At 60.3% G+C, this 19,743-nt stretch carries 16 protein-coding genes; 4 read left to right on the top strand and 12 right to left on the bottom strand.

The window, feature by feature from the left end; all coding sequences use genetic code 11:
- Positions 1 to 94 precede the first annotated feature (94 nt).
- Together AAFM15_RS04795 and AAFM15_RS04800 are read left to right on the top strand one after the other, a co-directional pair.
- Positions 95 to 2,152 carry a PAS domain S-box protein gene (locus tag AAFM15_RS04795; protein WP_341685567.1) on the top strand — a complete coding sequence of 686 codons (2,058 nt, stop codon included), beginning with the start codon at positions 95 to 97 and terminating at the stop codon, positions 2,150 to 2,152.
- A 2-nt stretch (positions 2,153 to 2,154) separates the two neighbouring features.
- On the top strand, positions 2,155 to 2,772 hold the full coding sequence (locus tag AAFM15_RS04800) for a response regulator (protein ID WP_341685568.1): 618 nt from the start codon (positions 2,155 to 2,157) through the stop codon (positions 2,770 to 2,772).
- Between the two features lie 9 nt (positions 2,773 to 2,781).
- Here AAFM15_RS04800 and AAFM15_RS04805 read toward each other — a convergent pair whose 3' ends face one another.
- From AAFM15_RS04805 to AAFM15_RS04825, 5 genes are all read right to left on the bottom strand, one after another.
- Positions 2,782 to 3,180, bottom strand: coding sequence for a biopolymer transporter ExbD (locus tag AAFM15_RS04805; protein WP_341685569.1), 399 nt, complete (start codon positions 3,178 to 3,180; stop codon positions 2,782 to 2,784).
- Positions 3,177 to 3,608, bottom strand: coding sequence for a biopolymer transporter ExbD (locus AAFM15_RS04810; RefSeq protein ID WP_341685570.1), 432 nt, complete (start codon positions 3,606 to 3,608; stop codon positions 3,177 to 3,179). Before AAFM15_RS04810 ends, AAFM15_RS04805 begins: the two co-directional genes overlap by 4 nt.
- The gene (locus AAFM15_RS04815; RefSeq protein ID WP_371833082.1) at positions 3,608 to 4,279 is read right to left on the bottom strand and encodes a MotA/TolQ/ExbB proton channel family protein; all 672 of its coding nucleotides are present in this window, start codon (positions 4,277 to 4,279) and stop codon (positions 3,608 to 3,610) included. The genes AAFM15_RS04810 and AAFM15_RS04815 overlap by 1 nt, the downstream gene beginning before the upstream one ends.
- Positions 4,280 to 4,281: 2 nt before the next feature.
- Positions 4,282 to 4,887, bottom strand: a complete 606-nt coding sequence (locus AAFM15_RS04820) for a TonB family protein (protein ID WP_341685571.1) — start codon at positions 4,885 to 4,887, stop codon at positions 4,282 to 4,284.
- 101 nt (positions 4,888 to 4,988) lie between these two features.
- Positions 4,989 to 7,079, bottom strand: coding sequence for a UvrD-helicase domain-containing protein (locus AAFM15_RS04825; RefSeq protein WP_341685572.1), 2,091 nt, complete (start codon positions 7,077 to 7,079; stop codon positions 4,989 to 4,991).
- 108 nt (positions 7,080 to 7,187) lie between these two features.
- On the opposite strand from AAFM15_RS04825, the gene AAFM15_RS04830 reads away from it, so the two are divergent.
- Positions 7,188 to 8,156 (top strand): AEC family transporter, encoded by a 969-nt coding sequence (locus AAFM15_RS04830; RefSeq protein WP_341685573.1) that lies wholly within the window; start codon positions 7,188 to 7,190, stop codon positions 8,154 to 8,156.
- 31 nt (positions 8,157 to 8,187) lie between these two features.
- Here AAFM15_RS04830 and priA read toward each other — a convergent pair whose 3' ends face one another.
- The 3 genes from priA to AAFM15_RS04845 all read right to left on the bottom strand — a co-directional run bounded on the left by priA (position 8,188) and on the right by AAFM15_RS04845 (position 14,004).
- A complete protein-coding gene (gene priA, locus AAFM15_RS04835; RefSeq protein WP_341685574.1) occupies positions 8,188 to 10,284 on the bottom strand; it encodes a primosomal protein N' in 2,097 nt (698 codons plus the stop codon).
- A 373-nt stretch (positions 10,285 to 10,657) separates the two neighbouring features.
- Entirely contained in the window at positions 10,658 to 11,773 is a 1,116-nt protein-coding gene (gene hemE, locus AAFM15_RS04840; protein ID WP_341685575.1) for a uroporphyrinogen decarboxylase, read from the bottom strand.
- A 38-nt stretch (positions 11,774 to 11,811) separates the two neighbouring features.
- Positions 11,812 to 14,004, bottom strand: a complete 2,193-nt coding sequence (locus AAFM15_RS04845) for a thioredoxin family protein (protein ID WP_341685576.1) — start codon at positions 14,002 to 14,004, stop codon at positions 11,812 to 11,814.
- A 116-nt stretch (positions 14,005 to 14,120) separates the two neighbouring features.
- On the opposite strand from AAFM15_RS04845, the gene AAFM15_RS04850 reads away from it, so the two are divergent.
- Positions 14,121 to 14,936, top strand: a complete 816-nt coding sequence (locus tag AAFM15_RS04850) for a creatininase family protein (protein ID WP_341685577.1) — start codon at positions 14,121 to 14,123, stop codon at positions 14,934 to 14,936.
- Positions 14,937 to 14,940: 4 nt separating this feature from the next.
- Here AAFM15_RS04850 and AAFM15_RS04855 read toward each other — a convergent pair whose 3' ends face one another.
- Genes AAFM15_RS04855 through AAFM15_RS04870 form a run of 4 tightly spaced genes read right to left on the bottom strand, consistent with a single transcriptional unit; the run spans position 14,941 to position 19,427 of the window.
- Positions 14,941 to 15,621: a histidine phosphatase family protein gene (locus tag AAFM15_RS04855; protein ID WP_341685578.1), complete on the bottom strand. Its 681-nt coding sequence runs from the start codon at positions 15,619 to 15,621 to the stop codon at positions 14,941 to 14,943.
- A 51-nt stretch (positions 15,622 to 15,672) separates the two neighbouring features.
- Positions 15,673 to 16,851, bottom strand: coding sequence for a PLP-dependent aminotransferase family protein (locus AAFM15_RS04860; protein ID WP_341685579.1), 1,179 nt, complete (start codon positions 16,849 to 16,851; stop codon positions 15,673 to 15,675).
- 33 nt (positions 16,852 to 16,884) lie between these two features.
- Positions 16,885 to 17,499, bottom strand: coding sequence for a LysE family translocator (locus AAFM15_RS04865; RefSeq protein ID WP_341685580.1), 615 nt, complete (start codon positions 17,497 to 17,499; stop codon positions 16,885 to 16,887).
- 41 nt (positions 17,500 to 17,540) lie between these two features.
- Positions 17,541 to 19,427: an ATP-binding cassette domain-containing protein gene (locus tag AAFM15_RS04870; protein ID WP_341685581.1), complete on the bottom strand. Its 1,887-nt coding sequence runs from the start codon at positions 19,425 to 19,427 to the stop codon at positions 17,541 to 17,543.
- Positions 19,428 to 19,743 lie beyond the last annotated feature (316 nt).

Here is a 19,743-nt window from a genome sequence, read left to right on the forward strand (position 1 = left end):
ACCATCGGGAGTGCTGGGGCGCCTGGGACAAAGGGTTAACCATGTCGTTATGCTATCGGCAAATGACACTCGATCGCTGCATTTGCCTCCGGCCATGACCGACACTTCTACAGACCGCTTTGATTTTGCATTGCTGCAATCGAGCAATGAACGCACCGAGCGGCGCAATCGCCGCTTGCTGAGCTGGTTGCTGGGCCTGGTGTTGCTGGCGGCCGCCTCGATTGTGGCGCTGGTGTTGTACTTGCAAACCTTTGAGCGGGAAGAGGCTGAGCGCCAGCGGGTGGCCGATGGGCAGTGGCTCGAGCGCATGGTACGCTTTCATTTGCGTCGCCTCGAAGAAGACCTGCTGGCCCTTGCGTACCACGCCCGAGAGCGCCAGACTCGTCAAGGGTCGGTGACAGACCTGCCAGCTCCAGATCCGCTGCGCGGCGGGACGCTTTACCACCAGCCAGATGTACTGCTGCAGCACGGCTGGGTGCCTTGGGATTCAAGTGCTGCGCCGATGGCGAAGGCTTTGCGTGCGGATGCTGCCCTGGATCCGGAAAATGCTGCCGCCCTGGCGGTGATGCAGGACACCGCGCGTGGCTTGCGTCGTCCAAGCTACGCTGGCCCTTTGCTGGATGCGCAAGGGCAGCGTACGGATCGATTGTGGCTGTCGGTGCCCTTGTTTGAGCGAGGGCTGTTTGTGGGTACTTATGTGGCCAGTCTTTCGCTGGACCAGGCTTTGAAAGCGGCGGTGCCTGCCTGGTTCATGCAAAACCACCGGCTCGAGCGTGTTGATGACCAAGTGGTCTGGGCAAATGACGAGACGCCTTCGCCGCGTCCGCGCGATGGTTCCTACTATGCGCAACTGGAGTTGCCAGGCACCCAGATTGCTTTGTATGTGGATGCCCTGAAAACGCGCACACCTTGGTTGCCCCGTTTGTTCTTTGGGGTCGCATTGCTGTTTTTGCTGGGCATGTTGGGTGCTGTGCTGGCGCTGTGGAGAGATATCGTCAAGCGTCAGCGTGTCGAACGTGAATTGCAAGCCCAGGTTGCTTTGCGGCAGGCCATGGAAAACGCAGTGACCACCGGTTTGCGTGCCTGGGACATGGAGGGGCGATTGCTCTACGTCAATCCGTCTTTTTGCCGCCTGGTGGGGTATTCAGCGCAGGAGCTGGTGGGGCGCAGTGCCCCACTGCCGTATTGGCCGGCGAACCAGAGCGATGAGCTCGAGCTGGTACACCGTGAGTTGATGGCGCAGGGCACCGAGGCGCAGGGGGTAGAGGTGCAGTTTCAACATCGCAACGGGTATTTGATCGATGTGCTGGTGCACGAGGCGCCTTTACGCAATGCCGAAGGCGAGGCCCTGGGCTGGATGAGTTCGGTGCTGGACATCAGCGAGCGCAAGCGCGCAGAACGATTGGCACAGCAACAGCAAGAGCAGCTTGAATCGCTGGGGAGATTGGTGGTGGTGGGTGAGGTGGCCTCCACGCTGGCCCATGAGTTGAACCAGCCCTTGGGCGCCTTGAGTGGGTTTGCCAACGGATTGCTCAACCGGCTTCAAGGCGGCCGCATTGGGCTCGATGAAATGCCCCCCGTGGTAGATCGTATGGCCAAGTTGGCCGACAAGGCGGGGCGCATCATTCAGCGGGTGAACGCTTTTGCGCGCAGGCGTGAAATGACTCGTGAGCCCCTGGAGCTGCGCAGCTATCTGCTGCGAGTGCTCAAGCCCACACAGCGCGAGCGCCAGGTGCGCTGGCAGTGGGACTTGGGGCGCATCGAAGCCTGGGTGGATGCCGATCCGGGCTTGCTGGAGCATGCGGTGCGCAATGTGAGCAGCAATGCGGTGGAATGGGCCATGCGTGCGACACAAGGGTCAGACCGCGCGCCGACCGTACGGGTGGCGCTGGTGCGTTCGCCGCAACAACAGTCTGTGGCTGAAGTGGGCATTTCTGTAGGTGACTCCGGTCCGGGTGTGAGCGATGCTCAGCGCGAACACATCTTCAGTGCTTTTCACAGTGGCAAAGAAGGTGGCATGGGTATGGGCCTGGCCATCTGCCGATCCGTGATTGAGGCGCATCATGGCCGTATTGAAGTGGGTATCGATCCGGTTCTGGGTGGTGCTTGCTTTATTCTTTGGTTGCCGTTGGTGGCACCTGTAACAACATGACCATGACCTCTACCATCCATATTGTTGATGACGATTCGGATTTTCGCGATGCCCTGGCCTGGCTGCTGGACTCGCGTGGGCACCCCACCTGCACCTGGGCTGGAGGCGATGTGTTCCTGCAATCCTTGCAAGCGCGCAGCCCGGGCAGCGCCTGGCCAGCTGCAGTGGTCTTGCTGGACATTCGCATGGAGCCGGTCTCCGGCTTGAGTGTTTTTGAATCGCTCAAAGCCATGGGCTGCCCCTGGCCGGTGCTGTTCATCACTGGACATGGCGATGTCACCATGGCGGTGGCGGCTGTCAAAAACGGCGCCTGGGACTTTCTGGAAAAACCTTTTCAGAACAATGTGCTGGTGGACAAGGTTGAAGCGGCGCTGGCTTCAGTGCAGAGTGTTGAAGCGTTGCAAGCGCAACGTCTCAGCGAGGCCTTGGCCCAGCTCAGTCAGCGTGAGCGCGAAGTGCTCGATGAACTGCTGGCCGGACACTACAACAAGAACATTGCAGACCACTTGGGTATCACCCCCCGCACGGTGGAGTTTCACCGCGCCAATCTCTTTGTCAAAATGGGTGTCAGCTCGGCAGTCGAATTGGCGCACTTGTTGGGGCGCCATGGTTTGCGCTGAGAGGGATGATCACGGCTGCACACCCAGTTGGGTCAAGCCCAATTGCTGTGCCTGTGCCAGGACGGCCAGTACCTGCGCGTAGGGCGCTTTGGGTTCGGGTTGAATTTGAATCGCAGGCATGGGTTGCTGCCGTGCGGCGGCTTGCAGCCTGCTGAAAAGTTGCTCTCGCTCAGTCACCTCGGCACCATTCCAGAACCAGTGCCCCTGCGCGTTGATCCGCAATTGAACTGTTGGCGTTGGGACCTTTTGTGCCGAGCCCCGGGTGAGGTTCAGCTCGGTGCTTTGCCAAGCCGTTGGAATGGTGATGATGAGCATGACCAACAGCACCAGCATGACGTCGATCAGTGGGGTGGTGTTGATTTCCAGGATGGGCTCAGGCTCAGGGTGGGTTGGTCGAATTTGCATCATGGCCGGGACTCCTTGGTCCTGGGCAGGCTCAGCAAGCTGACGTTCTCGATGCCCAAGCCCTGTACCATCTGCATGACCTGACCAATCGGCTCAAAACTGCTTTGCGCATCGCCCCGAATCAGCACCTGCACAGGCCGGCCACCCTTTTGCCGCGCAGCCAGCTGCTGGCGCAGTGACTCGGCAGAGCTCACAGGTGTATCGCCCAAAAACAGGTTCCCCGTTGGTGTGACCGAAATGACCACTGCCTGAGGTGTGGGCGTTTGCGCATGGTTGTTTTCCTCGGGCAACTGCAAAGGCACCGAGGCGGTGACTACCGGAATGGTGATCAAAAAGATGATGAGCAAAACCAGCATCACATCCACCAAAGGGGTGGTGTTGATCTGGCCCAGGAGCTCGTCACCTTCCTGATCGGGCAGGTGGATCGCCATCAGCGAGGCTCGCGGGTGTTGGAGGCCAGCAGCACAGCGTGCAGGTCAGCGCTGAAGGACTGGATGGATTCCATCAAGGCCTTGTTGCGGCGCACCAGTCCGTTGTAGCCCAGCACGGCAGGCACAGCCACAGCCAGACCAATGGCGGTCATGATCAGCGCTTCGCCTACCGGGCCAGCCACTTTGTCGATGCTGGCCTGACCCGACACGCCAATGCGCACCAAAGCGTGATAAATGCCCCAAACCGTACCGAACAGGCCGACAAACGGAGCTGTGGAGCCGGTGGTGGCCAGCCAGGCCAGACCGTTTTGCATACCCGACTGCACTTGACCCAGGCTGCGTTGAATATTGAGGGTGACCCAGGTGTTGAAGTCCACATGTCGCATCAGGCCATCGTGATGCTGAGCGCTTTCCAGCGCCTTGTCGGTGATCAGGCGCAAGGGGCTGTCGCTGTCGAGCAGGTCAGCGCCCTGGCGCAGCGTACTCGCTTCCCAGAACTTGTCCTGTGCTTGTTTGACTTGTCTGTTCAGACGGGTTTGTTGCCAGAGTTTTTGCAGCATCACGCTCCAGCTGCCCACGCTCATGATGAGCAAAACCAGCAGCGTGGCTTTGGCCACCAGGTCGCCTTGGGCCCACAAGGCGGCCAGGCCATAAGGGTTTGTGTCAGTCATGTTTACTCCAGTCGCCATGAATAACGGATGGTAGCCCAGGAAGCAGTGGCTTGCCCTTGGGACATGGCGGGCGAAAAACGGCAGCGTGACAGGGCGTCACGAGCAGCTTCGTCCAGGCGCTTGAATCCGGAGGAATTTTGCACCTCGGATTGGCTGACCTGCCCATCGGCTTCTACCCGAAAGCGCAAAGTGACTGTGCCTTCTTCTTCCAGTCGGCGCGAGGCCGCAGGGTATTGCGGTTTGGCGCAACTGCCGCTGACCAATGTGGCCGCATTGTCTCGCGAGCTGGCAGAGGCGTCAGCGCCTGTGCGCGTTTGTGCCGCGATTGACGTGCTTGGGGGTGTTGCGGAGGGGGGGGAGGGTGTTGCCGCTGGGGCGGTCGAAGCGGGTGATGCCGTCACGGGTGCGAGGGCGGTTGCTGTTGGCAATGCGACAGGCTCTGCTGAAGACTTGGGCTGTGAGGGTGCGTTGCTTGTGGCGGGGGAAATGGTCTTGTCTGCAGCAGGTGCCGAAGCGCCAGATTGAAGCAGCACCACGCTGACAGGGGGCATGTCCAGCGAGGGGGGGGTGTCTGGTCGGCCATCCCCCAGCAGGAGCCAAGCAGGCATCAAGTGCAATATCAAGACGAGGCCGACAACGCAAGCGCGTTGCTGAAAGGGCATGTCGTGAGATGGCGGCGAGCTCATGCCGGCAAGTTTAGCGAGCTGGCTCAATTCTCGGCAGCAGGGGTACGCGCCGCCCGTTGCGCAAACTCGGCACGCAAGGCCTTGAGTTTTTCGCGCGGATCTTCTTTTACCGTGGCTTTGTCCAGCGCCATCTCGCCGATGAAGCGGCTGGGGACGCCCGCCACGGTTTCGCGCCCTTTTTTGCGGCGGCGTGTCCAGCTCACAGCCAGACTGCGCTGGGCGCGGGTGATGCCCACATACATCAGGCGGCGCTCTTCCTGCAGGCGCTGCAAAATGCCTTCACTCATGGGCCCATTGGCCTGACCAGAGGGTTGATCGTCGTCGCCCAATTTGAAGGGCAGCAAACCTTCGTTGACGCCGACCAGCATCACATGGGGCCACTCCAGTCCCTTGGAGGCGTGCAGCGTGGACAGGGTCACTACGTTCTGCTCTTCTTCGCGCTCATTGAGGGTGGAGATCAGCGAGATGGTTTGTGCCACTTCCAGCAGGCTTTTGCGCTCGGTGGCCTGCGCGCCGGTGGCATCCTCGATCTCGCCGCCGCAGCGACCGGCCATCCAGTCGCAAAACTCCAGCACGTTGGTCCAGCGGGCATTGGCAATGCTCTCGTTGTCTTCGCTGTCGTAGAGGTGTTTCTCGTAGCCGATGTCCTTGAGCCACTCGGTCAGAAAACGCATCGCGTCTTCCTTGCCCGAGGTGTGGCGGGCGCGGTGTTCGAGGTCGTTGATGTAGCGGCCAAATTCGTGCAGACCATGCACGGCGCGACTGGATACCGCGCTGGGCAGGCTGCTGGCAAACAAGGCTTCAAACAGGCTGACCTTGTACTTCGTGGCAAAAGTGCCCAGCTGCGCCAGGGTCTGGTGGCCAATGCCGCGTTTGGGCGATGTGATGGCGCGCAGAAAGGCTGGATCGTCGTCGTTGTTGATCCACAGCCGGAACCAGGCGCACAGGTCCTTGATTTCGGCCTTGTCAAAAAAGCTCTGCCCGCCTGACACCTTGTAGGGGATTTGCGCACGGCGCAATGCCTGCTCGAAAGACCGGGCCATGTGGTTGGCGCGGTAGAGGATGGCGAAGTCCTTGAACTCGCGGTGCTTGGCCGCGCCCTCGGTGCTGGTCCCCGCGCGGATCGACTGGATGCGCGCCACGGCGCGTTCGGCCTCGTGTTCCTCGTTGTCGGCGTCCACCACGCGCACCGGCTCGCCCTCGCCCAGTTCCGAAAACAGCGTCTTGGGAAAGAGCTTGGGGTTGGGCCCGATGACGTTGTTGGCCGCGCGCAGGATGGCGCTGGTGGAGCGGTAGTTTTGCTCCAGCTTGATGACTTTGAGTTGCGGGAAGTCCTGCGGCAGGCGCTTGAGGTTGTCGAGTGTGGCGCCGCGCCAGCCGTAGATCGACTGGTCGTCGTCGCCCACGGCGGTGAAGCGACCGCGCTCGCCCACAATGTGCTTGAGCACCTCGTACTGGGTGGCGTTGGTGTCCTGGTATTCGTCCACCAGCACATGGCCCAGTGTCTTTTGCCACTTGGCACGCACCGCCTCGTGTTCAGCCAGCAGTTTGAGCGGCAAGCCGATCAGGTCGTCAAAGTCCACGCTTTGGTAAGCCGTCAGGCGCTCTTCGTAGCGGGCCATGATCCGCGCGATCACGCGGGCGTTGTCGTCAGGGGCCAGGGCTTCGGCCTGGGCGGCACTCAGCCCCTGGTTTTTCCAGAGGCTGATGGTCCACTGCCACTGGCGCGCGGTGGCCGCGTCGGTGGTGCCGCCGCAGTCCTTGAGGATGCTGACCACGTCGTCGGCGTCCAGAATGGAGAACTGCGGCTTGAGGCCCAGCACCTGCCCGTCCTCGCGCATGATGCGCACACCCAGGGCGTGGAAGGTACAGATCACCACGTCCTTGGCGGCCTTGCCGATCAGGCCCTTGGCGCGCTCGCGCATTTCGGTGGCGGCCTTGTTGGTGAAGGTGATGGCCGCAATCTGTTTGGGCTCCAGCCCGACCTGGATCAGGCGCTGGATCTTGTGCGTGATCACCCGCGTTTTGCCTGAGCCTGCTCCTGCCAGCACGAGGCACGGGCCGGAAACATAGTTCACGGCGTCGAGTTGGGCGAGGTTCAGACCTTGGGACATCCGGCAATCACGATCGAGCCCAAGCGGGGCAAAGCGAGGAGGGGAAAGCGGACAATCATAGCGGGTGCGCGACAGCAAAAAGCCTGTTTTGAGTGGACAATCGTGCTCATGCTGGACGTATTACGGGTTACCTTCCCATTCTTCGCCTTGGTGCTGTGCGGTTACCTGGCTGCGCGGCTCAAGTTCCTGTCTTTGGCCGCGATACCCGGGCTCAACGGCTTTGTGCTTTATTTCGCGCTGCCGTGCCTGTTGTTTCGCTTTGGATCCGAGACGCCGATTGCCCAGTTGCTGGATGTGGGTGTGTTTTTCACCTATCTGGTGTGCGCACTGATTGTGGTGGGGTTCACGATTGCCATCAGCCTGAACAAGCGCATAGGCTGGAACGATGCCTCCCTGGGCGCTTTGGTGGCCGCATTTCCGAATACAGGGTTCATGGGCGTGCCCTTGTTGGTGGCCTTGCTGGGGCAGGCGGCAGCGGGTCCTACCATTGTCACCATTGTGGTGGACATGGTCATCACCTCCTCTCTGTGCATTGCCCTGTCGCGGCTGGATGGAGCGCAGGAGCACGGCGTGTCCAAAGCAGTGAGCAACGCGCTGGCTGGCATGGTGCGCAATCCCATGCCTTGGGCCATCTTGCTGGGCGCGGTGTTTTCGTCTACTCAGATGCAGCTGAGCGGGCCAGTGGCCAAAACCGTTGGCCTGTTGGCCGATGCGGCCTCACCTGTGGCGCTGTTCACCATTGGCGCCGTGCTGGCACGCTCGCAAATGCTGGCCCATGAGCGTCCGCACGGTCCCTTGCCTGCAGGAGACTACCTCTGGGTGGCCCTGATCAAGCTTTTCCTGCACCCACTGGTGGTCTTGCTGGTGGTGGCTGTGGCCATTCACCTGGGTGTGCAAATCAGTCCTTTTGCCTATTTGGTGATGGTGTTGGTGGCGTCCCTGCCCAGCGCAAGCAACGTGTCCTTGCTGGCCGAGCGTTTTGGTGCGGACAACGGGCGTATTGCACGCATCATTTTGGTCACAACCGCGATGGCGTTTTTGACTTTCTCCACGGCAGTGGCGGTGTTCAAAGGCTAGGTCAGTACCAAGGTCGAGGATGCGGGCTTGATCAGATCGCTTGCGGATCGACGTCCACCAGCCAGCGCAGCACGCCTTTGTGTTGGGGCTCGCTGCGAAGCTGATGCATCAGCTGTTGCAAGGCGAACAAGACTTGGTGCAAGTGTGCTCGCGAAGGGCTTTCCAGCAGCATTTGCGCCCGTTCGACATTGGCGATGCGTTGCATGCTCATGGGCACTGGCGGATAGAGAGTGACAGCGTCCATCGCCTCGGCACCCAGGCCCCATTCTGTGGGGTGTTGCTGCAGGCTGTGTTGGGCGGCCAGCAGGAGGGCTTGAGCCATGTCCTGGCTGCGAGCGTCTGCACGTAACAGGGCCTGGTGCACAAAGGGTGGCAGGCCGGCTTGCTCGCGATCGCGCAGTTCGCTTTGCGCGAAGCCAGGATAGTCGTGTGCTTTGAGGTGGCGGAACACGGCATGATCCGGGTGATGGGTTTGCACCCACATTTCTGCCTGTTGGCTTTGACCGGCATCCCGTCCGGCGCGTCCTGCCGCCTGCATGAGCAGGGCAAACAAGCGCTCCGGCGCCCGAAAGTCACTCGAAAACAAACCGTTGTCAGGGTTAAGTGCCGCGACCAGGGTGACCCGGCGGAAGTCGTGGCCCTTTGCAATCATTTGGGTGCCGATCAGGATGTCCACTTCACCGCTGTGCATGTGTTCCAGTTGCGCTTGCAGCTGACCGGCATGTTGCGTGGTGTCGGCGTCCATGCGTGCAATGTGCACCGGGCGACCGTCCGGGCGTTGCAGGTGTCCAAGCAACTCGGCCAAGTGCTCCTGCAGCTGCTCGGTGCCCAGGCCCACGGGCAGGATGTCGGGGTTGCCACACTGGGGGCAGGCGGCCGGTACCCGCTGCGTCAGGCCGCAGTGGTGGCAGCGCAGGCTGCGGTCGCTTTTGTGGAACACCCGAAAAGCACTGCATTGAGGGCAATCGCTTTTCCAGCCGCAATCGGAGCATTGCAGTACAGGTGCATAGCCCCGACGATTGAGCAGCAAAAGGCTTTGCTCCCCCCGCGCCAGGCGTTCTTGCAGGGCTTGCATCAGCGGTGCTGAAATCCGGGTGTTGCGTGGCTGGTGGTTCATGTCCACGCGGCGAATGATGGGCATGGCGCCTTGGCCTACGCGTGCAGGCATGTGCAGTCGCATGTAGCGTCCACCTTCGGTCTCTGGCCGGCTGAGGTGCCAGCTCTCCAGTGAAGGGGTGGCGGAGCCGAGAATGACTTTGGCGTTTTGTCGCTTGCCTCTGTAAATGGCCAAATCGCGGGCTGAGTAGCGGGCGCCTTCTTGTTGCTTGTAGCTGGGGTCGTGTTCTTCGTCGACCACGATCATGCGTAAGTGAGGAAGGCTGGCGAAAATGGCCATTCGCGTACCCAGCACGATGCGAGCCGTTCCCTGATGCGCCTGCAGCCAGGCGCTCAGGCGCTGCGCGGGCGTCAATCCACTGTGCATGGCCACGACGGCTTCTGTACCAAAACGCGCTTGCACGCGCTCAAGCAACTGCGGGGTGAGGTTGATTTCAGGCACCAGCAGCAGTGCCTGTGCGGCAGGGTCATCTTGCAAGCTGTGGGCAATGGCTTGCAAGTACACCTCGGTTTTTCCGCTGCCAGTGTTGCCGAACAGCAAGAACGGCCCCGCTGATTGCGCAATGTCGCGCAAGGCAGCCCTTTGTTGGTCGCTTGCTGGCGGGGCTGGTTGCAAAACCAGAGCAACGCTGGAGGGGAGTCGCTTGAGCCTTCTGTCCAGCTGCTCCGGGTTGAGCTTGTGCAAGCTGGGCGGCAGCGCTTGCGCGGCCACTTCGCCAATGGATCGCTGGTAGTAGCGGGCTGCAAATCCAACCAGATCCAGCCAGTCCAGGCTCAGGGGCGGGAGAGCCATCACATGCGTCACGGCCCGGGTCTTGCTGGGGTCCAGTCCGGGGGGGGCTTGCAGATGCCATTGGGTCACGACCCCCAGCACTTCCCGCGTGCCCAGAGGGACACGCACCAGCGAGCCCGGAGGCAAGGCTTCACTGTGTGTATAGGTGAGCAATGACCCAATCTGGCTGTGCGCCGGGGTCTGCACTTCAACATCCACCCAACAGATCGGGGTGTTCATGGTTTCACCGTTTTGGATCAATTCTGGAGCTTCTTGCGATCAGGTTTTTTCTTGAAAATTGCGCTAAGTCGTTGATTTTTACGGGTTTTGGAGGTCATCCAAAAAACCTGTGGATAACTTTGTTGAAAACCCCGGGCGGCCATCGGCAAACCCTTGCCAATTCAGCCTCTGATCAAAATGCCTATTCACGATGCAGATTCTGAACATTCAATCAAATCAATAACTTACGAATGTTCTCCTTGAGGTGTGAACCGGTTGATGACGCTGATGCGAGGCTTAAGGGAATTCCCTGTTTTTGTGCATAAGTCAAGCTGAGAAAGACGTTTTTGATGCAAAAAAACCAGTCTTTTCAGCTTGTTTTTATGCTAAGCGGTCAGGCCTGCTGGCGCAAGAAGCGGGAATGGCTGTGCACTGCCTCGACCAGCGCCGAGACATGTTCGGGAGGTGTGTACTGGCTGATGCCGTGGCCCAGGTTAAAAATATGGGTCGGGCCGGTGGTGCTGGCATCGGTGTGGGGTTTGCCAAAACTGTCGAGCACACGGCGCACCTGCTGTGCAATTTGCTCGGGTTGGGCAAACAGCACGTTCGGGTCGATATTGCCTTGCAATGCTTTGCCTGGACCACCGACCTCACCGCCGACGCATGCGCGGGCCTTGCCCAGGTTCATGGTCCAGTCCAGACCCAGCACTTCACAATCGAGCGAGCCCATATCGCTCAGCCACAAACCGCCGCCCTTGGTGAACACGATGCGCGGGATGATGGCGCCATCGTGGCTGCGCTTGAGCTGGGCCAGCACCCTGCGGGTGTAGGCGAGGCTGAATTCCTGGAAAGCACCATCGGCCAGTACGCCTCCCCAGCTGTCGAAAATCATCACGGCCTGTGCGCCTGCATCGATCTGGGTGTTGAGGTACAGCGCTACCGCGTCGGCGTTGATCTCCAGAATGCGATGCATCAGGTCCGGGCGGCTGTACATCAGGCTTTTGACGGCGCGGTAGTCATCCGAACCGGCGCCTTCGACCATGTAGCAAGCCAGCGTCCAGGGGCTGCCCGAAAAGCCGATCAGCGGCACGCGGCCGTTCAAGGCCTTGCGGATGCTGGTCACGGCATCGAACACATAGCGCAGTTTGTCCATGTCGGGCACGGCCAGTTCGGCGACCGCTGCTTCGTCACGCACGTTCTTGGCAAACTTGGGACCTTCGCCCTGTGCGAACGACAGGCCCAGGCCCATGGCATCGGGTACGGTCAGGATGTCGCTGAACAAAATGGCAGCGTCCAGCGGGTAACGCTCCAGTGGCTGCAGGGTGACTTCGGTGGCGTAATCCACGTTGGTGGCCAGGCCCATGAAGCTGCCAGCCTTGGCGCGTGTGGCGCAGTATTCAGGCAAATAGCGGCCAGCCTGGCGCATCAGCCAGACGGGGGTGTGATCAGTGGCCTGGCGCAGACAGGCGCGCAGGAACGTGTCGTTTTGGAGGGGGGCAAATGTGCTCATGCCCTGATTGTCGCAGGCTTGTGGCCTGCGACATTTGATCAAAGTTGGGTCAGGGCGCTGCGGATCTCGTCTACCGAGGGTAATTCCGAAAACAGTCGAGGGGCTTTGCCGGGCGCGTACAGCACGTATACAGGCACGCCGCTGCGACCCAGTGCATTGAGTTCGCGCGTGATGGTGCTGTCACGACGCGTCCAGTCTGCGCGCAGGAGTTGGACGTTGTGGGCTTTGAAGTCGGCCAGCAGACTTTGATTGGCCAAGGTGGTTTTCTTGTTGTATTGGCAGGTCACGCACCAAGCGGCTGTGAAGTCCACAAAAACGGCTTGTTTGTTGCTTGCGGCAATTTGAACCGCCTCGGGGCTCCATGGTTGCCACTCAGATGTTTGTGTCGCAGCGGATGGCGCGTTGGGATGCGCAAGCTGTGTCTGGCTCCACAACATTTGCCCGCTGATGCCGATCAGCAAGGCAGCCAATGCACTGGCGGCCATGCGCGTACGCTGGGGCTTGGACCAGGACCACATCAACAAGCCCAAACCCAGCAACAGCACCAGCAGCGTGGCGACAGTATCCGTGTTGGTTTGTTGGCCAAGCACCCATGCCAGCCAGATGACGGTGGCCCACATCGGGAAAGCCATGGCTTGGCGGAACGTTTCCATCCAGGCACCAGGGCGAGGCAGGGCGTTAACCAGTCGTGGCCACAAGCTGGCCAGCAAATAGGGAAGCGCCATTCCTAGGCCCATGGCCGCAAAAATCGGCAGTGCCAATGTTGTAGGCCAGGCGATCGCCAAGCCCAGAGAGGCCCCCATGAAGGGGGCTGTGCAGGGTGATGCAATGGCCACCGCCAGTACGCCTGACAAAGCCGCATTGAGCGTGCCGTGTGCGCTTTGCACATTGGCCAGGTGGTCGGGCAGGAACATGCCGAACTCGAAGACACCCGCCAGGTTCAAGGCCAGCAAGGTGAACAGTACCGCCAGACCGATGACGACGGGTGGGCTTTGCAGCTGAAAGCCCCAGCCCAGCTGTTCGCCCGTGGCACGCAACGCCAGCAGCAAGCCCCCGAGTGCGACAAAGGACAGCACCACTCCGGCGGTGTAGGCGAGGCCGGCGCGGGCATGCGCGCCGGGGTGCTCGGCAGGTCGGGCAAAGCCCATGACCTTGATGGCCAGCACCGGGAATACACAGGGCATGAGGTTGAGGATCAAGCCTCCTGCAAAGGCCCCCAACAGGGCCAGAAGCCAAGTCATGGTCACAGGCTGCGTGGTTGCAGGAGTTTGTCCCTGAGCGTTTTCACGCAGAGCGCGCTCGAGCTCGGGCGAAACGGCAACAGATTGAACCATTGGCCAGCTGCCGGTGACAGGACCCTCTATGGTGATGGCTGGACCTTGTGGTGCAGTGTCTGTCCCATGGGCCAGAACCCAGGCCATGCGTGAAGGGTTCTCGCTTCGGTCTTCCGAAACAGGCATGAGGGCTTGCCATTGATCGCCTTGCCATTGCTGCGTCCAGTCTTTGTCCTGCACGGCGGCGTTTTGAAGCACACCAGGGGTGATGGGCAACAAGCTCAGTTTCCGGTTCAACCAGGCTTTGGGCAGTTGATCTACCGTGACGCGTACCGCTTTGCCATTGGGCATCACCTGGGTTTGCACTTTGGCATTGGACGCGACAGGACTGAGCTGCCGGGCCCAATCAAATCGGTTGGGCGAGTTGATGCTTGCAGGGCGCCAGTTCAACTGCAAGTGCGCTTCCTGGGGAATGCATTCCTGTCTGCAGGCCAGCCACTGCACATGAGCGGCCAGCGGTACAGACGATGTGGCTTGGAAACCAGCATCCACCTGTACCGGGACAGCAAGCAGGACGACACCCTCGTACCCATAGTTGGCCAAGGGTGCAATGGGAATTTTTTTGGGCAGTGGCCATTGCAGTTGGCCGACTTTCAGGCCTGCGGGCAGCTTCCATTCGATGGTGGTGGGCAAACCCGAGTCTCCGGGGTTTTGCCAATACGTATGCCAATCGGGTTGGTGCTCCAGCAAGACGCCTATCCAGAAGGTTTTCCCAGGCGAAATGCCATCGGGTGCATTGATTTTGAGACTGGCACGTACCTGCTCAGTTGCATGGCTGGGCGCAGCATTGATGGCCTGGGTGAGCAGGGATTGACTCTGTGCGCCCAGGCTCAGGGCAAGCACCACCCCGAAGAACAAGCTCTTGAGTGTGCGGGAGAAAAGCGTGCTCAGCTTCATGTGGAAATAAAAAGTGCTCAATTGAACCAACTGGAAATGTACACCCAGCGAGGAGTCCGGTGGGCAACAAGGATTTGCAGTTCCAGAGGGCGCTCTCCATTAAGATGCAAGGCATCATGAAAATTCCCTCCCATTTCTGGGCCGATTGGGCCACCACTGACTTTGCCGCGATCGATGCCTCGCGTCTGGTGGCGGTGTTGCCTGTTGCTGCGATCGAGCAGCATGGTCCGCATTTGCCTTTATCGGTCGATGCTGATTTGGCTCAGGGCATTGTGCAAGCGTGTTTGCCGCACCTGTCCGAGGATTGCAAAGCCGTGTTCTTGCCTGCGCAGGTTGTGGGCTACAGCCCGGAACACAAAGCGTTTGCAGGAACGCTCTCTCTCAAAGCGGAAACCATCATTCGTTTGTGGACAGACATTGCCGAATCGGTGGCGGCAGCAGGCGTGAAAAAACTGGTCTTGTTCAACAGTCACGGTGGACAGGTTGGTCTGATGGATGTAGTCGCGCGCGACTTGCGAGCCCGTCTGGGCATGCTGGTGTACAGCGTGAGTTGGTTCAACTTGCCGCTGCTCGATGAAACGGGTGCAGATCTGAACACACTGTTCAGTGCCGACGAACACCGTTTTGGTGTGCACGCGGGCGATGTGGAAACATCCATGATGCTGGCGCTGCGACCCGAGTGGGTGCGCATGGACCAAGCGCAACATTTCCACTCCACTTCTCAGGATCGGGCATCGGCCTTCCCGATTCTGGGCAACGGCAAAAGCGCCAAGCTGGCTTGGCAGATGCAGGACTACAACCCCCAAGGTGCCGCAGGCAACGCGGCGGCGGCCACGGCCGACAAAGGCCAGTCGCTGGTACAGGCAGCGGGCCGGGCGCTTGCGGCTTTGCTGGCCGAAATCGAACGTTTGCCCGCCGATACCTTGCGTTGATCGTTCAGGCGTAAGTCACCCAGTCTTGGTGTTCGGCGCTGTCCAGGTGCGGCAGCATGTTGTAGGTCAGCAGCATATGGCGCTTGGGCGTGAAAGCGAATTCGGTCAGTGCCGTGTTGCGGATGCGCAGGTTCAGCTCGATTGTGGTTTCTGGCGGGGTACTCAGCACCAGGCCCACGGCGGTTGAAATGGGCCCGCCACTGGAGACGATGAGTGCGTTGCCCGAGGATTGCTGGCGCACATGGTCGAGCGCCGCTTCGATGCCGCCCACAAAGTCGGCGTAGCTGGGCATGCCCTTGGGGGCGGTGCGGCCGTCCATCCAGGCCTTGAGCGCATCGCGCAGCAGGCGAAAGTGGTGGCGGTACAGCTCGGGTGTGTCGGGCTTGGCCAGTGGTTCGGGGTGGATGGCTTCGATCAGCGCCTGGCTGTCGTATTCGTTCAGACCTGGCCAGACCTGCGGGGTGTGGGTCCAGGCGGCGCCTCGGGCCATGCCTTCCCAGGTTTCACGGTGGCGCCGCAGGCTGCCCATGAGCACGGTGCCGATCTGCACCCCTTCGCGTTCAAAGCGCTGGCGCAGGTACTCGCCCAGGCGCTGCGCCTGCTGGTGGCCCAGCGGGCTCAGGCGGTCGTAGTCGTCTTCGCCAAACGAGGCTTGTCCGTGGCGGATCAGGTAAAGCGTTCCCATAGGACGCGATTGTCTGATGGGTGCCGGTCGGCACCTGTCGCCCAGGGGATGTCAGCGCGGCAGGTGTTCGCGGATGGTTTGCGCCAGCGCGGCCACGCCGGTCTGAATTTGCTCGACGGTGGAGGTCACAAAAGACAGGCGCAGGGTTTCGTGCATCGGGTTGGCGGCGTAGAAGGCCGAACCAGGCACAAAGGCCACGTTCTTGTCCACGGCGTGTGGCAGCAGCTTCACGGCGTCCATGCCCTTGGGCAGTTGTGCCCACAGGAACATGCCGCCTGCGGGGCGGTTCCAGGTCACGTCCAGGCCCGCCATTTCGCGCTCCAGCGCTTGCAGCATGGCTTCGCACTGGCGCTTGTAGAGGGCGCGGATGGTGGGCACATGGCGGTCAATGAAGCCATCCTTGAGCACCTCAGCCACCACGCGCTGGTTGAAGCTAGGGGTGTGCAGGTCGGCCGCCTGCTTGGCCTGCAGCAGTTTGGGGTACAGCGCCTTGGGCGCCACCAGATAGCCCAGGCGCAGGCCGGGAGCCAGAATTTTGGAGAACGAGCCCAGGTAGAGGCTTTGTTCGGGAAGGCGCGAGCTGAGCGAGGCGGCGGGCGTCTGGTCAAACCAGAGGTCACCGTAGGGGTTGTCTTCGATGACTGGCAGGCCGGTGTCCAGCGCCACCTGAGCGACAGCGGCGCGGCGTGCCTCGCTCATGGTGCGGCCAGTCGGGTTCTGGAAGTTGGGCAGCAGGTAAATGAAGCGTGCATCACGCGTTTTGCTGCGCAGGTCCGTGGCGTCCACGCCCTCATCGTCGCTGTCCACGCTCACGACATCGGGCTCCATCGGCATGAAGGCTTGCAGCGCGCCCAGGTAGGTGGGTGTTTCCACCAGGATCTTGCTGCCTGCGTCGATCAGCACCTTGGCCACCAGGTCCAGGCCCTGCTGGCTGCCGGTGGTGATCAAGACCTGGTCGGGGCTCACTTGCATGCCCTGCTTTTTTAGGTCATTGGCGACCCATTCGCGCAGCTGAGGTAGGCCTTCGCTGGCGGCGTATTGCAGGGCGGCGCGACCGTCGAGTTTGAGCACACGCTCGCAGGCTTCGCGCATCGCATCGATCGGGAAGGTGTCGGGCGAGGGCAGGCCCCCGGCAAAACTGATGATGCCGGGCTTTTCGGTGACCTTGAGGATCTCGCGGATCACCGAGGGATTCATTTTGTGGGCGCGTTGGGCGAGGGTGAAGCTCATGTTGTTCTTTCGGTCTGCAATGGGTCTATTGGATCATGCCGTGGCCTTCAGGCTCCAGACGACCCAGCCGGCAGTGGCAGTCAGCACCACCGCCATGCACCGGTTGAAAGCCAAGAGCCTTTGGCCTTGCGCCAGCCAGTGGCGCAGCACCGAGCCGACCAGCGCGTAACTGAGATTGCTGCTGAAGGCAAAAAACAGCATCAGGGGCAAAACCACAAAGTAGCGCTCGACAGCATTTGCATGGCCTGCGACCCAGCCGGCCACCACAGACAGGGCCAGCATCCAGGCCTTGATGTTTAAAAACTGTAGCAACACGCCCTGCACAAAGCTCACGTCCATCCGACTGCGATCGGACGGGCTCAGCTGGCCGCTGCCCCACAGCCGCCGTGCCAGCCAGAGCATGTAGCCCACGCCGCCCAGCACAATAGCCCAGCGCAATGTGGGCAGTGCCATGACCAGCGAGCCGAGACCAACCGCGCTGAGTGTGAACAGCAGACCCCAACCCACTGGCACCGCCAGCACAAAATGCATGGCGCCACGCAGTCCCCGATTGGCCGCCAAAGCGGTTGATAACGTGGTGTTGGGTCCCGGGGTAAAGCTGGTGGCAGTAGCCAAAAGCAGCAGGGCAGACAGTTCGGAGGCGGTCATGTACGGGCTTTGGTCGGTGTGGTTTTGGGCTATGGGATTGCTTAAACCGCCTGCAAAACCTGGAGTCGCTCCATGGACGTCATCCACTGCTCCTCAACTTGCATGAGGCGTGAGGCTTTTTGGGCGGCCAATGCGGGATCATTGGCGTAAAGCGAACCGTCGGCCAAGGCATTTTCGAGATCGGCCTGTTCGGTTTCCAGTGCCTCGATCTGGGCGGGCAGGCTGTCGAGCTCACGCTGCTCCTTGTAACTGAGCTTGCGTTTGGGTTGGGCCATGGGAGTGCTCCCATTTGCAGGGGCACCTTCTTTGACTGTGATGGGGGCGGGTGGGGTCGTTGCACGTGCTGGGCGTGCGCGGGCCGATTGGGTGAGCCAGTCTTCAACGCTGCCCTCGTATTCACGCCAAACCCCATCTCCCTCGGCTACCAAGGTGCTGGTCACCACGTTGTCCAGAAAGCGACGGTCGTGGCTCACCAGGAAGACAGTGCCTGCATATTGCTGAAGCAGGTCTTCAAGAAGCTCTAACGTGTCAATGTCCAGATCGTTGGTCGGTTCGTCGAGTACCAACACGTTGGCAGGACGTGCGAACAGACGTGCCAACAGCAGACGGTTGCGCTCCCCGCCCGAGAGTGAGCGCACGGGAGCGTTGGCGCGGGCGGGCGAAAACAGAAAATCGCCCAGGTAGCTTTTGACGTGAGTGCGTTTGTTTCCAATCTCGATCCATTCGCTGCCGGGGCTGATGAAGTCCTCGAGTGTGGCATCCAGATTGATTTGCTCTCGCATCTGGTCAAAGTAGGCCACGCTCAGCTTGGTGCCTCGGCGAATGGTGCCGCTGTCGGCTTCAAGCTCGCCCAGAATCAGTTTCAGCAAGGTGGTCTTGCCAGCCCCGTTGGGCCCTATCAAGCCGATCTTGTCACCTCGCAGCAAAGTGGCGCTGAAGTCGCGCACGATGGTGCGCGTGGATCCATCGGGCTTATCAAAGCTTTTGGTGATGCGCTCCAGGTCGGCGACGATCTTTCCGCTGGGCGCGCCACTTGCCACTTCCATGCGAACGCTGCCCAAAGCTTCTCGGCGGTGAGCGCGTGTTTCGCGCAGCACCATCAAGCGGTTGATACGTCCCTGTGCGCGGGTGCGTCGTGCCTCCACGCCTTTGCGTATCCATACTTCTTCTTGTGCCAGTAGTTTGTCGGCCTTGGCATGAATGATGGCTTCCTGGGCCAATTGTTCTTCTTTGAGTGATTGGTACTTGGCGAAGTTGCCTGGATATGCGGTGAGCTTGCCGCGGTCGAGTTCAACGATACGTGTGGTGATACGGTCCAGGAAGGCGCGGTCATGACTGATGGTGATCACGCTGCCTTTGTAGGTCAGCAGTAAATCCTCCAGCCATGCAATGCTGTCCATGTCCAGGTGGTTGGTGGGCTCGTCCAGCAACAGAACATCGGGACGCGAAACCAGTGCGCGAGCAAGCGCTACGCGCTTACGATTGCCGCCAGACAGTTGCGTTATGCGTGCGGCTGAATCAAGGTGTAATCGCTGGAGTGTTTCATCAATGCGTTGTTCCAGTGTCCAGCCTTCAGCGGCTTCGATTTGGCTCTGTAGTGCATTCAAATCTCCTTCGCCCAGTTCATACGCTGCAAGTAAAGCCAGTGTGGAAGCCAAGCCTTCGCGAACGGCTTCATGTATGGAGTGCTCAGGATTCAGGAGGGGTTCTTGGGGGACGTAGGCCAGTCGTACATCTTGCTGGACATGCAGCTCGCCGTCATCCGCTTTCTCGATCCCAGCCAGAATTTTCAGCAAAGACGATTTGCCCGTGCCATTGCGGCCAATCAGTCCTACGCGCTCACGCGTCTCGAGGGCGAAGCTGGCGCGGTCCAGCAGAGGCACATGGCCATAGGCCAAGCTGGCCTCAAGCAGGGTAAGTAAAGACATGGTCGCATTATCGACAAGCCAGACACAAGAATTTTTGAGTGCTCTTGCCAAAAGGGCGAAAGGTGTGCCATAATTCAAGGCTTCGCTGGCCACTGGTGACTAGCGAAAACCCTCAGATCTGAAAACTTCGCAAGCCGACAGGATGCTAAAAATTTTCAAGTCGCTGGCATCAACTCCAAAAGTTATGTCATAATAGAGGGCTTCGCTGATCAAAAGTGCAAACTTGAAAGTTGGCGAGTCGAAATGAAAAAATTCGACAGCACGCCAAAAAGCGTGTTACAATACAAGGCTTCGCTGATCGCAGCGGGGTAGACGA

The sequence above is a fragment of the Limnohabitans sp. genome (genome assembly GCF_038134685.1).
Taxonomy (GTDB): Bacteria; Pseudomonadota; Gammaproteobacteria; order Burkholderiales; family Burkholderiaceae_C; genus Limnohabitans_A.

Coding starts and splice junctions, on each gene's coding strand:
- AAFM15_RS04795 (WP_341685567.1), top strand. CDS start 95: ATGACCGACACTTCTACAGACCGCTTTGATTTTGCATTGCTGCAATCG.
- AAFM15_RS04800 (WP_341685568.1), top strand. CDS start 2,155: ATGACCTCTACCATCCATATTGTTGATGACGATTCGGATTTTCGCGAT.
- AAFM15_RS04805 (WP_341685569.1), bottom strand. CDS start 3,180: ATGATGCAAATTCGACCAACCCACCCTGAGCCTGAGCCCATCCTGGAA.
- AAFM15_RS04810 (WP_341685570.1), bottom strand. CDS start 3,608: ATGGCGATCCACCTGCCCGATCAGGAAGGTGACGAGCTCCTGGGCCAG.
- AAFM15_RS04815 (WP_371833082.1), bottom strand. CDS start 4,279: ATGACTGACACAAACCCTTATGGCCTGGCCGCCTTGTGGGCCCAAGGC.
- AAFM15_RS04820 (WP_341685571.1), bottom strand. CDS start 4,887: ATGCCTGCTTGGCTCCTGCTGGGGGATGGCCGACCAGACACCCCCCCC.
- AAFM15_RS04825 (WP_341685572.1), bottom strand. CDS start 7,079: ATGTCCCAAGGTCTGAACCTCGCCCAACTCGACGCCGTGAACTATGTT.
- AAFM15_RS04830 (WP_341685573.1), top strand. CDS start 7,188: ATGCTGGACGTATTACGGGTTACCTTCCCATTCTTCGCCTTGGTGCTG.
- priA (WP_341685574.1), bottom strand. CDS start 10,284: ATGAACACCCCGATCTGTTGGGTGGATGTTGAAGTGCAGACCCCGGCG.
- hemE (WP_341685575.1), bottom strand. CDS start 11,773: ATGAGCACATTTGCCCCCCTCCAAAACGACACGTTCCTGCGCGCCTGT.
- AAFM15_RS04845 (WP_341685576.1), bottom strand. CDS start 14,004: ATGAAGCTGAGCACGCTTTTCTCCCGCACACTCAAGAGCTTGTTCTTC.
- AAFM15_RS04850 (WP_341685577.1), top strand. CDS start 14,121: ATGAAAATTCCCTCCCATTTCTGGGCCGATTGGGCCACCACTGACTTT.
- AAFM15_RS04855 (WP_341685578.1), bottom strand. CDS start 15,621: ATGGGAACGCTTTACCTGATCCGCCACGGACAAGCCTCGTTTGGCGAA.
- AAFM15_RS04860 (WP_341685579.1), bottom strand. CDS start 16,851: ATGAGCTTCACCCTCGCCCAACGCGCCCACAAAATGAATCCCTCGGTG.
- AAFM15_RS04865 (WP_341685580.1), bottom strand. CDS start 17,499: ATGACCGCCTCCGAACTGTCTGCCCTGCTGCTTTTGGCTACTGCCACC.
- AAFM15_RS04870 (WP_341685581.1), bottom strand. CDS start 19,427: ATGTCTTTACTTACCCTGCTTGAGGCCAGCTTGGCCTATGGCCATGTG.